Raw genomic sequence first — 12157 nt, forward strand, 5'->3', positions numbered from 1 at the left:
CGGGCGACCTGTCAGTCGTCCAGGACGAAGGTCACTTCCAGCACCACATGCCAGGCCACGACGGCGCCGTCGCTGATTTCAACTTTCTGCTCCTTGACCCATGCCCCGGTGACATTCCTCAAGGTCTTGTTGGCCCGGTCGACGCCTTCCTTGATGGCGGCGTCAAACGAGGTTTTGGAGTTGGAGCTCAGGGTAGTAATGCGTGCAACGGACATGTTTCCTCCCAATAGTCGGATCGACGGGACCGAGACTACGCCGAAGCCCCCAAACGCAACAGAGTCCAAACCCCGCGGAGGCACATACTCCGTCGATCCGTGCTCCGGAATGTCAGTTCGTGTTGCGAGGGCGCTGCAGCGCAGCGGCGCATCCCGACAGCGCGGACGGCGGCGTTTTGCGTAGTGCCGCATCGCCGACCGAGGAACGAGGGAGGTGTCTAAGGCACGGCAAAATGCCGTCGGGCGCGCGTGACTATCGTGCCGCGAAAGCGGAAGCGCCCGCCCCAAAGGAGGGGCGGGCGCTTTGCGTGAAGCTAAGAGCTAGATGGAGTATTCCGGAGCGGCCCAGACTACGACTTCGGGGTGCTCGTAGAACCGGTAGCCCTGGCCGCGCACCGTCCGCACGGTATTGGCCAGGCGGCCAAGCTTGGAGCGCAGCCGGCGGATGTGCACGTCGATGGTCCGCTCGTTGGGGACCTCTTCGGCATTGCGCCACAGGCCCTCAAGGAGTTCGTCGCGGCCCACGGTGCGGGTGCCGTTCTCCACGAGGTAGTTGAGCAGCTCGAATTCCTTGAACGTGAGGTTCAGCGATTCGCCGTCGAGCGCCACTTCGCGGCGGGCGAGGTCGATCAGCACGCCGGACGGGCGCGGGTCCTGGGGCTGCTGCAGCCGGGCGTTCTCGGCGCGCTGGCGGGCACCGGCGGTGGGATCGCCGAAGGTGGACCGGACGACGTCGAGCGCGGAACCCGGCGCGGACGCCGGGGCGACGGCGACGGCGGCATAGCTTTCGGCGCCGGCCACAAGCGACTGGGCGTAGGCGCGGATTTCCTGGGCCAGCTTGGCAATCGAGGTGCCGGCAGCGGCTGCAGTCTCCTCGTCAATACCCATGTAGAGCACGAAGCCGCGGGCCACGTTGTCGTTGGGCACGGGGCGGACCGGGCTGCCGTTGCCGGAGGCGATCACCGGGGTCGGTGCGGTGGCCGGGGCCGGCTCGGCGGCGGGGACGGCTCGGAGCTGGCCGTAGGAGCTGGGGTTGTAGCCCTGCGCGGCATAGCCGGGGGCGGGGAAGCTGTTGCCGGATCCGGCGGGGAAGCTCGGACGGCCGCCGAAGCCCTGGCGGAGGCCGTTCTGGCCGGCCTTGTTGGCGTTACGGACGGAGATGTGGACGTATCCGGATGCAACTGACATGGAATGCTTACCTCAATGTGAATGGCCGTCATCGCGGCTCGAATGCTAATTTCCCCGCAATGAGAACTGGGGAGGGGCGCCCGACGCTGGGCTGGGGGCGAATGCCTAGAAACGTTCTGGGGTGTAGAAGTTAGGCGTGCATTCGACAACAGGGCATCTCAGTACCAGCTGGTGCGCTGATCCAGGAAGCTGCGGCTGCAGGTGCTGTTGAGTTCTTGTTCACAATTGAAGTGTGCAACGTAACAATAAGAACTAGCAAGTAACAATGGACTCCAAAGTCCGCATCGTGAGACGAAAATGGCGATTGTAGTGTAAATCACAATTTTGATAAGCAGGCGAATCAATATGTGTTTTGCCGACCGAACGGCTCTTTGGCGCTCCTTGCCGAAGATTCTTCGCCATTCTGGCCCTCAGGCCGGAAAACGTTCACTTTAGGCATCAATGGCGGAATCCATCCGGAAGAGTTCCGCCACCGCCAGTAGTCCAAGGAGTGGGCACGCTGCCGGGCCGCGTGGCCCGGCAGTGTGCCCGGTGCGGAAGTTTGCGGAAGTCAGTTGGTCTGGCCGGTGGCGGTGGCCGCCACAATCTGGACCGACGAGGCCGTGTAACCGGATCCGTCCTTCGCGGCGACGACCCGCACGGTCCCGCCGGCGACAATGTCCGCAACGCTCATCTGGGAGCCTGTGCCGCCGGCCTGCTGGCGCCGCTGTTCCATGTTGCTCACCACCGGGTTGCTGCCGAGGGCATAGCTCCGGGTGAACCCGTCACTGCTCTTGACCGTGACGGAGGACGCGCTGACCTGGCTCACTGTTCCCAGCTGCTCGGCCATGGCGGTGTACTCGCTTCCGTTCAGCACGACGTATTCGGCGTGCACAGCTGCGGACAGCCCGCCGGCCAGGCCGCCCATGCCCGCTGCGAAGTCGTCATGACCGCCCTGCCCGGACATTCCGCCTCCCGCGACCCCTCCTTGCGGGGCGTCCGGCATCCCCGGGAAGGAGCCTTGGCTGGCGCTGCCGGGCCCGCCGGCTGCCCCGACCCCGGTCCCGCTGGCCGCCGCCGAACTTGAGCTGAGCGCATACACGCCGACGCCGGCGCCGGCTGCCAGCACAACAGCAGCGCCCGCGACGGCGAGTCCCCGCTTGAGGGTCCACGGCTTCCCCGCCGAGGTCTGCCGGGCTGCGGCCGACGGCGCACCCCAGCCCGGGGCGGCCGGCGCACCCCAGCCGGGGGCCCCACCGTCAGCTGGCTGTCCGGCTTCCGCCGGCGAGGCCGCCGGCTGCCCGGCGGCAGGCTGCGCGGCGGCATAGGGCGTGGTGACGGGCGCGGGCGCCGCCGGGGTGGGGGCGTCGGAGACGGGTTCGGGGATCGGGCGGGAACCGGATTCGGGCTGCTGACCGCTCATGGTGTTTCTCCTGTCGGGGTGCGGATTTGTGTCCACCCCAGCGTGGTAAGCGGTCCTGTGCCGGGGCTGTGCGGGCCAACAGCCGCGCCTGTGACCTTTCAGCGGGACCGGGCGTCCGGTCGGCAGCCGTACCGAACCAGGCCTCCCGCTCCCGGGGCGGCTTCCAGCTCGGTAGTCTGAGATTCACAGGTGCCGCACAGGGTCCCCAAAGCCGCGCCTCAACGGCAGATCGGAGAGTCGTCCCATGGCCACTTCGCACTCCATGACCAATATCCTGCCCCAGCTCACGCATCCGGACGGCTCGCCCATCCGCGCGCTGGTGGTGGACGATGAGCCCAGCCTGTCGGAGCTCATGAGCATGGGGCTCCGGATGGCTGGCTGGTCCGTGGCTGTGGCGGCGGATGGCCCCGGAGCGGTCAAGCTTGCCAAGGATTTCCGCCCCGACGTGCTCGTGCTGGACGTGATGCTCCCCGGGTTCGACGGCGTCGAACTGCTCAGCCGGATCCGCGCGTTCGCGCCGGAAGTTCCCGCGCTGTTCCTCACGGCCAAAGACGCCGTCCAGGACCGCATTACCGGGCTGGCGGCCGGCGGCGATGACTACGTCACGAAGCCCTTCAGTATGGAAGAGGTGCTGCTCCGGCTCCACCGGCTGGTCCAGCGCTCCGGGGTGGCCGCCATGGACACCGCCGAACTCGTGGTGGGTGACCTGGTGCTCAACGTCGACACCCGGGACGTTACCCGGGCCGGTGAGGATATCCATCTGACCGCCACCCAGTTCGAGCTGCTGCGCTACCTCATGGAAAACCCCAAACGGGTCATCAGCAAGGCCCAGATCCTGGACCGGGTCTGGGACTACGATTTCGGCGGCCAGGCGAACATCGTGGAACTCTACATTTCCTACCTCCGCAAGAAGATCGACGCCAACCGCGCACCGATGATCCACACGGTGCGCGGCGCCGGCTACGTGCTGAAACCGGCGGACTGATCCGTGCCCGCTCTTTCCGGCGTGACACCCGTACCCGGGCGCGACTGGCGCAACCCGGCCACGTGGCATTTGCGTACCCGGCTGGTCCTCGTCGCCATGGCGCTGCTCGTGGCCATCTGCGGCGCCGTGGGAGTCTTCAGCTACGCCTCCATGGACGCTTTCCTCACCCGGCAGCTCGACACCCAGCTGGAGCAGGCATCCCACCGGTCGAGCGAGTTCGGCAGGCCCTCCCCGGACGATGCGGGAAGGCGCCCTGACCCGCTCGAAGCCCGGGGTCAGGGCATCGGGACGCTCAACGCCCGGCTGCTGGCCGGCACGGTGGCCAGCGCAGGCTTCCTGGCCGGGGACGCCACCAGAAAGAGCCTGTCCTCCGATGACAACGCCGTCCTCCTGGCCCTGACCCCGAACGGCGTGCCCGTGGACCGGACGCTCTCGGCCGGCGACTACCGACTGACGGCTGTGCGCGCACCCTATGGCGACGTGATCGTCACCGGCCTCCCACTGGACGAAAAGCAGAACACGCTGGCCTCGCTCGTCTGGACCCTGGGGGTGGTATCGGCGGGCGGCCTCGTGCTGATCGGCCTCGCCGGCACCGCTCTCATCCGGCGGACCATGAAGCCGCTGGAACAGCTCTCCGAGGTGGCCACCAAGGTCTCGCGTTTGCCGCTGGACGCCGGCGAGGTGGCGCTGGGCGTGCGGGTCCCGGCGTCGGCTGCCCATCCGGGCACCGAGGTGGGCAGCGTGGGCTACGCGCTGAACCAGATGCTGGACAACGTCTCCAACGCCCTCGAGGCGCGGCAGGAGAGCGAGATGAAGGTGCGGCAGTTTGTCGCCGATGCCTCGCACGAGCTCCGCACCCCGCTCACCGCGATCCGCGGCTACACGGAGCTGATGCGGATGACCGAGCATTTCACGCCCGACGGCGAGAAGTCACTAGCCCGCGTCCAAAGCCAGTCCGAGCGGATGACCACCCTGGTGGAGGACCTGCTGCTGCTGGCACGGCTGGACGAGGGGCAGCCGCTCAAGGTCACCGACGTCGACCTCACCCAGCTGGCCGTCGAAACGGTGAGCGACGAGAAAGTCATGGCACCCGACCGCCTCTGGCAGCTGGAGCTCCCGGACGAACCCGTGGTGGTGCGCGGGGACGCGACCCAGCTTCACCAGGTCCTCGCCAACCTCCTGTCCAATGCCCGCAAACACACGGCCCCCGGGACGAAGGTGGTCACGGGCGTCACGCGTTCGGCTGACGGCAGCGCCGTGGTCACCGTGACGGACAACGGCAGCGGCATCGCTCCCGAATTCCTCGGCCGGGTCTTCGCCCGGTTCGCCCGGGCCGACGCCGCGCGCACCAACCCGGCCGCCGGTCCCGCGGCCCGTCCGGTGCGAAGCCGTGAGGGCACGTCGGCGGTCGCGACAGCGGCCGCGGCTTCCGAGGGCACCAGCGGCCTGGGCTTGTCGATTGTGCAGTCAATTGTGGAGGCGCACGGCGGGACCGTCGAGGTCACGTCCCGGCCGGGCCGGACAGAGTTCGCCGTCCGGCTGCCCGCGGCGCCTCCGCTGGCGTAGCGGGCCGCCGCTCTGGTCCGGACGCCGGCACGGCGGCGCCGGTCCTCACTTCCACAGCCCCCGCACAGCTTGACCCTAAAGCCCTCATATGGGGCGCCGGGAAAGTTGAGCCATGACGTTCACAGACCAGGCCCCAGGACCACAGCCCCACTCCACGGCGACGCCGCCCGGCCCGGCCGCGCCGCCCGGGCCGGGCCCGTTGACCCCGGCGTTCACCGGCCCCGGGAGGCTGCGTTCAGCCATCGACACCCGCACCACCACACCGGTCCTGGATATCACCATTCCGGTGTTCAACGAGGAACGTGACCTCGAAGCGTGCCTACGCCGGCTGCACGCCTACCTTGTCGGCTGCTTCCCGCATTCCTTTCGGATCACGGTGGCGGACAACGCCAGCACCGACGGAACACTCCAGACGGCGGAACGCGTCGCCCGTGAGCTCCGGGAGATCAACGTCGTCCACATGGCCGAAAAAGGCCGCGGGAATGCGCTGCGCAAGGTGTGGCTTGCCTCGCCGTCGCCGCTCCTGGCGTACATGGACGTGGACCTGTCCACCGACCTGGCGGCGCTCGGCCCCCTGCTGGCCCCGCTCATTTCGGGGCACTCGGACCTCGCGATCGGGACCCGGCTGACCCACAACTCGCATGTGGTCCGCGGACCCAAACGGGAATTCATCTCGCGCAGCTACAACCTGCTGCTGCAGTCGTGCCTGGGCGCCCACTTCAGCGACGCCCAGTGCGGCTTCAAGGCCATCCGGGCGGACGTGGCCCGGCAGCTTCTCCCGCACACGCTGGACAACGCCTGGTTCTTCGACACCGAGCTGCTGGTACTCGCCGAGAGGTGCGGCCTGCGCGTCCACGAAGTCCCGGTCGATTGGACCGACGACCCGGACTCCAGCGTGGACATCGTCCAGACGGCCATCGCGGACCTGCGCGGCATGGCCCGGCTGAGCCGGGACCTGCTCTCGGGCCGGATCCCGGTTCCCGAACTCCGGTCCGCCCTGGCCCGCGGACCGCTGCCGGCTTCGTCCCGGGCCCAGGAACAAAGCCCCGGCGGAAGCCTCTTCGGCCAGCTCGTGCGCTTCGGCAGCATCGGGGTGGCTTCGACCCTCGCGTACTTGCTGATCTTCGTGCTCTGCCGGGGAATCATTGACCCGCAGCTGGCCAACTTCCTTGCCTTGCTCACTACCGCGGTGGCCAACACCGCGGCGAACCGGCGCTTCACCTTCGGCATCCAAGGCAGCAGCCAGGCGGCCCGCCACCATTTCGAGGGGCTGCTGGTCTTCGGGATCGGGCTGGCCCTGACCTCCGGTGCGCTCGCCTTCGTCCACGGCACGTCCGGCGGAACCCCTGACCGCTGGCTGGAACTGGTCACAGTGACCGCCGCCAACCTGGCCGCCACCGCCATCAAATTCCTGCTGTTCCGGCACGTGGTCTTCCGCCGTCGGGGCGCCCCCATTCCTCCGGCCCCCGGCGCCGTTCCCTATGCTCCGGCGTCCGACGCCAACGCCAACGCCTCAGCCCTCCCCCACACAGAAACGGCCAAGTAAATGACCGCAACCCTCGACCCCGCCACCGGCGGCCCGGCCGGCAGCACGCCCGCATCGGCGCCCGCACACCCGACGACGGCGACCCGCCCGGCAGCTCCTCGAGCGCCCGCCGCGCAGGACCGCCGGGCACGCCTGCTGTTCGGACCACAGCGGTGGTGGGTGCGGCCCTCGGCGGCCCTGCTGCTGGTCTTCACCGCAGTGATGTACCTGTGGAACCTGGAAGCCACCGGCTACGCCAACTCCTTCTACGCCGCAGCGATCCAGGCCGGCACCAAGGACTGGACCGCGCTGCTGTTCGGTTCCCTCGACGCGGGCAACGCCATCACGGTGGACAAGCCACCGGCCGCGCTCTGGATCCCGGCCCTCGCCGGGCGGATCTTCGGTTTCTCGGCACTGAGCATGCTCATTCCCCAGGCGCTGATGGGGGTGGCCGCCGTTGGACTTCTGTACCTGACCGTCAAGCGCGTGTCCGGTCCCGCGGCGGGCCTACTGGCCGGCGGCGCCCTGGCGCTGACCCCAGTGGCAGCCCTGATGTTCCGCTTCAACAACCCCGACGCCATGCTCACCCTGTGCCTGGTGCTGGCCGCCTACCTCACCACCCGCGCCATCGAAAAGGCCGGCTGGAAATGGCTCGCCGCAGCCGGCGCGGTAATCGGCCTGGCGTTCCTGATCAAGATGCTGCAGGGCTTCCTGATAGTGCCCGGACTGGCCCTAGCCTACCTGTGGGCGGCACCCACCACCCTCGGCCGCCGGCTCCTGCACCTCCTCGCCGCCGCGGCGGGGATCGCCGTCGTGGCCGGCAGCTACCTGGCGCTGTTCCAGCTCACTCCCGCCTCGGCCCGGCCGTACATGGCGGGGTCGGAGACCAACAGCTTCCTGGAACTCACCTTCGGCTACAACGGCCTGGGCCGGATCACCGGGTCCGGCGGCGGGATGCCCGGTGGAAATGCTTTCGGAAATGCCGGCGGCCCGGGCGGAAACGGCAACGTGGGCTTCGGCGGCGCGGCCGGGATCACCCGGATGTTCGGGACCAGTTTCGGCGGCGAAGTGTCCTGGCTATTGCCGGCGGCCCTGGTTCTGCTGGTGGCAGGTTTGTGGTTCACCCGGCGCGAGGCCCGGAGCTCCGCCACCCGTGCCGCGCTCCTGCTCTGGGGCGGCTGGCTGCTGATCACGGCAGGCATCTTCAGCTTCATGAGCGGCACCGTGCATCCGTACTATGCCGTGGCACTGGCCCCCGCCGTCGCGGCCCTGGTGGGCATCGGCTCGGCGGAACTGTGGCGCGGCCGGACCCACTGGCCCGCTCGGATGGTCCTGGCCGTGACGGTGTTGGCTGCCTCGGTCTGGTCCGCCGTGCTCCTGGGCCGCGACCCGGCATGGCTGCCCGGGCTCCGGGTGATCGCCGTCGTCCTGGGCGTGCTGGCCGCCGCGGCGCTGCTGCTCCGGGTGGACAGCCTGGCGGCGCTCCCGGCCCGGCTCCGCAAAGCCGCTGCGGCCGGCGTCGTGGTCCTTTCACTGCTGGCCGGCGGGCTCGGGACCACCGCCTGGACGCTGGCGACGGCGGCCCAGGCGCATTCGGGGTCAATCCCCACCTCCGGGCCCACCGCGTCCGCGATGGGCGGCGGCTTCGGGGCGGCGGGCAGGCCGGACGGCGGGATCCTCGGTTCCAGCGGGGCGGCCGCCGGCGGGCCCGGCGGACCCGGCGCGGATACGGCGTCGGCCGAGCTGACAGCGTTGCTGAAGTCCTCCGGCGCCAAATGGTCCGGGATTGTCTCCGGCGCCACCCAGGCCGCCAGCCTGGAACTCGCCACCGGCACCAATGTGATCGCGCTGGGCGGCTGGAACGGCGGCGACCCGTACCCCACGCTCGAGCAGTTCCAAGCGATGGTGGACCGCGGCGAGATCGGCTACTTCATCTCCGGCGGCATGGGCGGCCTGGGCGGGGGCCGCGGCGGCAACTCCGAGGTCGCCAGCTGGGTCGCGGCCAACTACCAGGCCCAGACCGTGGGGAACGCCACCGTGTACAAGCTGGCGAAGTAGGCTCCTCTCCCCCGCTTGCCTCCGTCTCCGCCGCGCCGTTTCGACGGTTCCGTGCCCGCTCGATGCTTACCGGCGTCGAGCTGTGACATCTGATTGAAAGTCCGGTACCGTTTTAGGGTGCGGCCATCGATCTGGCCGCGTGTCCGGGCTGACGCCAAACTCTGCCGCTACCCGGATTCCCATGGACCAGGCAGAGACGGGGAACCCAGAGTTCCCGGGCATTCTGCATCCATGCACCCTTGGGGTTAAGCCGCCACGTCGAGATTCCGTGCGGCCGGATTTCGCATCCGAACCCGACAGCTAACTCCGTAGGCGTTGAGAGGCGAACATGACTGAAATCAAGGCACCCACGCGCCCAGAAGGCGCTAAACGCACGTCCGACGCCGAGCGCGCGCGCCACCGCGCCGAGCCGGCGAAGCACACTTCGAGCCCGTCCCGGCCCCGTGCCCGTGCCCGGACCAATGGCAAGCGCGCCGCCGTCGTAGCCACCGCTTTCGCCGTCCTGCTGGGGGCAGGGGCCGCGGGCCAGGCCTCCGGCACTGCCGCGCATACGGCCGAAGCGTCGAAAGACACGGCCGCGTCCCTGCAGACCCTGGACTTCGAACGCGTCGGCAGCAACACGCCCACCTCGCCCGCCCCGATGAGCGTGGAGGCCCAGGCCTCCAAAATCAAGCCCGCCAAGGCCCCGGCGGCCAAGGCGCCGGCTCCGGCTGCCAAGGCGCCTGCTCCCGCGAAGCCGGTCGCCATTGACGACCCCGCCGGTGCGCAGGCCTACGCCGCCTCTCAGCTGCCCGCCCACGGCTGGGCCCCGAGCGAGATGCAGTGCCTGATGAAGTTGTGGACCAGGGAGTCCGACTGGAAGACCACGGCTACCAATGCCAGCAGCGGCGCTTACGGCGTGGTCCAGTCGCTGCCCGCCGAAAAGATGGCCAGCGCCGGCGCCGATTACCGGACCAACTACCGGACCCAGATCAACTGGGGACTGCAGTACGTGCAGGACCGCTACGGTTCACCGTGCGGCGCCCTGAACTTCCACTACGCGAACAACTGGTACTAAGCGCGGCCGAGGCTGCATGCCATGAGTGAGGCCCCGGATCTTGGGATCCGGGGCCTCACGTGCGCCTGCCGCCGCGCCTGCGGAATACGGGCCGCGCTACGGAACCGCGCGGCCGCGCTAGCCGTTCGGACGGTTGGGGATGTACTGCACCCCCCACTTGTTGCCGTCGGGATCGGCGAAGTAGACGAAATGCCCCCAGTCCTGGACATCGATGTCGCTGACGTCCACACCGTTGTCCTTGAGTTGCTGGTGCGCCGCCTGGATGTCGCTCACGACCAGCTGGAGGCCGGGGGCGGTGCCGGGCGGGGCGTCGTTGAGGCCCTCGCCAATCGCGATCGAGCACCCGGAACCCGGCGGGGTCAGCTGGACGAAACGGATGCCTGGCGTGGGCCGTTCGTCGTAGTCGGCGTTGAAGCCGACCTTGTTCACATAGAAGTCCTTGGCCCGGTCCACATCCGACACGGGGACAAACACGAGTTCAAGTTTCCAGTCCATGGGCACAGGCTAGTCCCGGACGCCTTACGCCGGAACCCTTGACCGCGGGGACGTTTCAACCGCCCTACCCGCGAGGGCAGCAGTGCATGCCGGCGGCTAGACCGCGATGCCGTACAGGCGGTCTCCGGCGTCGCCCAGCCCGGGCACAATGTACGACTTTTCGTTGAGCTTCTCGTCGATGGAGGCCAGCACGATGGTCACGTTGGCGTCCGAGAGCTCTTCTTCCAGCTTGGCCAGGCCCTCCGGGGCGGCCAGCAGGCAGATACAGGTGACGTCCGACGCGCCGCGCTTGAAGAGGAACTTGATCGCCTCGCGCAGGGTGCCGCCGGTGGCGAGCATCGGGTCCAGGACGAAGATCTGCCGGTCTGTCAGGTTCTCCGGGAGGCGCTCGGCGTAGGTGATGATGTCCAGGGTCTCTTCGTCCCGGGCCATGCCCAGGAAGCCGACCTCGGCGGTGGGCACCAGCTTGGTCATGCCCTCCAGCATGCCGAGACCGGCGCGCAGGATCGGAACCACCAGCGGGGTGGGCTTGGTGAAAGCCGTGCCGACGGTGGTGCTGACCGGCGTCTCGATGGTCACCGGCTCGGTGCGGACGTCCCGGGTTGCCTCATAGGCCAGGAGCGTGACGAGCTCCTCGGTGAGCTGGCGGAAGACCGGGGACGGGGTGTTCTTGTCCCGCAGAACGGTGAGTTTATGGGCGACCAGCGGGTGGTCGACAACGAGAGTGCGCATGGGTCAAAACTACCACCCGGACCTTCAGGACCGTCCCGCGGGGTCCGGGGTATCGGCGTCGGCGGTCCGCTCCGCGGTGCTGCCCTTGCGGCCGCGGGCGGGGGCGCCGTCGCGCAGGTGCGCATCGTTGTCGAACGTCGGCGCGGGGCCGGTGTGTTCCCGGTGCCGCAGCACATGGAACAGCCTGTGGGCCAGGATCACGATCCCCACCCAGCCCAGCCCCAGGGCCCAGCCGAAGATCACATCGGTCATCCAGTGATGGCCCAGGAAGACGCGGCTCATGCCCATCGCAAGGATGAAGATCGCACCCGCGGTGATCAAACCGACGCGGGCTATGGTGCGTCTGACCTGCAGGCAGGCGAGGTAGACCACCAGCCCGATTACCACGGTGGTGTTCAGCGTGTGGCCGCTGGGGAACGACGGCGACGTCTCGTAAGGCGGCACCGCGTCCGCGAAGTCGGGGCGGGCCCGGCCGATCAGTTTCTTGCCCACCGTTGTGGCGGTGATCGACACCGCGGCGGCTCCGCCGATCAGGATGAGCGGCCGCCAGGTCCGCGAGACCCAGATCAGCCATGCTGTCAGGATGCTGGCCAGAATCGGCATGCCGATTCCACCGCCAATATTGGTGAACCCGGTGACGAACGCGTCCAGGCCGGGACTGCGCAGCTGTTGCATGAACCCCAGCGTGGGCTTGTCGAGGCTTGCCAGGCCGGCGTCGTCCACGACGTTGTCGTAGACTTCCGCGCTCGTCAGCGCCAGAGCGACGACGACGACGCCGCCGATCAGCATGGTGATCCAGAGTGCGGCATAGGGCACCACCCACTTTCCCCAGCGCCGCATCAGCCAGCTCTCAGTCTTGGTGCTCAATGCCCTCTCCCGACTTCCCGGTGCACCCGCTTAAGTGCACAGCTTGCTTAGGGTCGAAACTATCATT

The 12157-nt window shown here is 68.6% G+C and carries 11 protein-coding genes and 1 riboswitch; of the genes, 5 read left to right on the forward strand and 6 right to left on the reverse strand.

Annotation, left to right across the window (positions count from 1 at the left end; all coding sequences use genetic code 11):
- Window positions 1-11 precede the first annotated feature (11 nt).
- The 3 genes from AC1DB8_RS09135 to AC1DB8_RS09145 all read right to left on the reverse strand — a co-directional run bounded on the left by AC1DB8_RS09135 (window position 12) and on the right by AC1DB8_RS09145 (window position 2805).
- Entirely contained in the window at window positions 12-215 is a 204-nt protein-coding gene (locus tag AC1DB8_RS09135) for a dodecin family protein (protein WP_146335814.1), read from the reverse strand.
- A 321-nt stretch (window positions 216-536) separates the two neighbouring features.
- The gene (locus tag AC1DB8_RS09140; protein ID WP_441419001.1) at window positions 537-1403 is read right to left on the reverse strand and encodes a winged helix-turn-helix domain-containing protein; all 867 of its coding nucleotides are present in this window, start codon (window positions 1401-1403) and stop codon (window positions 537-539) included.
- A gap of 550 nt (window positions 1404-1953) precedes the next feature.
- Window positions 1954-2805, reverse strand: coding sequence for a hypothetical protein (locus tag AC1DB8_RS09145; protein ID WP_476892823.1), 852 nt, complete (start codon window positions 2803-2805; stop codon window positions 1954-1956).
- Window positions 2806-3049: 244 nt separating this feature from the next.
- Here AC1DB8_RS09145 and AC1DB8_RS09150 point away from each other — a divergent pair, with 244 nt between their 5' ends.
- From AC1DB8_RS09150 to AC1DB8_RS09170, 5 genes are all read left to right on the forward strand, one after another.
- Window positions 3050-3790, forward strand: a complete 741-nt coding sequence (locus tag AC1DB8_RS09150) for a response regulator transcription factor (RefSeq protein WP_476892824.1) — start codon at window positions 3050-3052, stop codon at window positions 3788-3790.
- Window positions 3791-3811: 21 nt separating this feature from the next.
- Entirely contained in the window at window positions 3812-5356 is a 1545-nt protein-coding gene (locus tag AC1DB8_RS09155; RefSeq protein ID WP_476892825.1) for a HAMP domain-containing sensor histidine kinase, read from the forward strand.
- A gap of 112 nt (window positions 5357-5468) precedes the next feature.
- On the forward strand, window positions 5469-6902 hold the full coding sequence (locus tag AC1DB8_RS09160; RefSeq protein ID WP_476892826.1) for a bifunctional glycosyltransferase family 2/GtrA family protein: 1434 nt from the start codon (window positions 5469-5471) through the stop codon (window positions 6900-6902).
- Entirely contained in the window at window positions 6903-8939 is a 2037-nt protein-coding gene (locus AC1DB8_RS09165; RefSeq protein ID WP_476892827.1) for a glycosyltransferase family 39 protein, read from the forward strand.
- A gap of 149 nt (window positions 8940-9088) precedes the next feature.
- Window positions 9089-9269: riboswitch (cyclic di-AMP (ydaO/yuaA leader) on the forward strand.
- Window positions 9268-9996 (forward strand): aggregation-promoting factor C-terminal-like domain-containing protein, encoded by a 729-nt coding sequence (locus tag AC1DB8_RS09170; RefSeq protein WP_476892828.1) that lies wholly within the window; start codon window positions 9268-9270, stop codon window positions 9994-9996. (Overlaps the previous riboswitch by 2 nt.)
- 117 nt (window positions 9997-10113) lie before the next feature.
- Here AC1DB8_RS09170 and AC1DB8_RS09175 read toward each other — a convergent pair whose 3' ends face one another.
- The 3 genes from AC1DB8_RS09175 to AC1DB8_RS09185 all read right to left on the reverse strand — a co-directional run bounded on the left by AC1DB8_RS09175 (window position 10114) and on the right by AC1DB8_RS09185 (window position 12063).
- The gene (locus AC1DB8_RS09175; protein WP_441418995.1) at window positions 10114-10491 is read right to left on the reverse strand and encodes a VOC family protein; all 378 of its coding nucleotides are present in this window, start codon (window positions 10489-10491) and stop codon (window positions 10114-10116) included.
- Between the two features lie 96 nt (window positions 10492-10587).
- Window positions 10588-11223: a uracil phosphoribosyltransferase gene (gene upp, locus AC1DB8_RS09180; protein WP_441418994.1), complete on the reverse strand. Its 636-nt coding sequence runs from the start codon at window positions 11221-11223 to the stop codon at window positions 10588-10590.
- Window positions 11224-11247: 24 nt separating this feature from the next.
- Window positions 11248-12063: a phosphatase PAP2 family protein gene (locus AC1DB8_RS09185; RefSeq protein WP_441419060.1), complete on the reverse strand. Its 816-nt coding sequence runs from the start codon at window positions 12061-12063 to the stop codon at window positions 11248-11250.
- Window positions 12064-12157: the final 94 nt, after the last annotated feature.

Source organism: Arthrobacter sp. 10N410 (assembly GCF_056394945.1).

What these genes read in the sequence shown, in the direction of transcription:
- AC1DB8_RS09135 (WP_146335814.1), bottom strand. Translation starts at nt 215, where the DNA reads ATGTCCGTTGCACGCATTACTACCCTGAGCTCCAACTCCAAAACCTCG.
- AC1DB8_RS09140 (WP_441419001.1), bottom strand. Translation starts at nt 1,403, where the DNA reads ATGTCAGTTGCATCCGGATACGTCCACATCTCCGTCCGTAACGCCAAC.
- AC1DB8_RS09145 (WP_476892823.1), bottom strand. Translation starts at nt 2,805, where the DNA reads ATGAGCGGTCAGCAGCCCGAATCCGGTTCCCGCCCGATCCCCGAACCC.
- AC1DB8_RS09150 (WP_476892824.1), top strand. Translation starts at nt 3,050, where the DNA reads ATGGCCACTTCGCACTCCATGACCAATATCCTGCCCCAGCTCACGCAT.
- AC1DB8_RS09160 (WP_476892826.1), top strand. Translation starts at nt 5,469, where the DNA reads ATGACGTTCACAGACCAGGCCCCAGGACCACAGCCCCACTCCACGGCG.
- AC1DB8_RS09165 (WP_476892827.1), top strand. Translation starts at nt 6,903, where the DNA reads ATGACCGCAACCCTCGACCCCGCCACCGGCGGCCCGGCCGGCAGCACG.
- AC1DB8_RS09170 (WP_476892828.1), top strand. Translation starts at nt 9,268, where the DNA reads ATGACTGAAATCAAGGCACCCACGCGCCCAGAAGGCGCTAAACGCACG.
- AC1DB8_RS09175 (WP_441418995.1), bottom strand. Translation starts at nt 10,491, where the DNA reads ATGGACTGGAAACTTGAACTCGTGTTTGTCCCCGTGTCGGATGTGGAC.
- upp (WP_441418994.1), bottom strand. Translation starts at nt 11,223, where the DNA reads ATGCGCACTCTCGTTGTCGACCACCCGCTGGTCGCCCATAAACTCACC.
- AC1DB8_RS09185 (WP_441419060.1), bottom strand. Translation starts at nt 12,063, where the DNA reads ATGCGGCGCTGGGGAAAGTGGGTGGTGCCCTATGCCGCACTCTGGATC.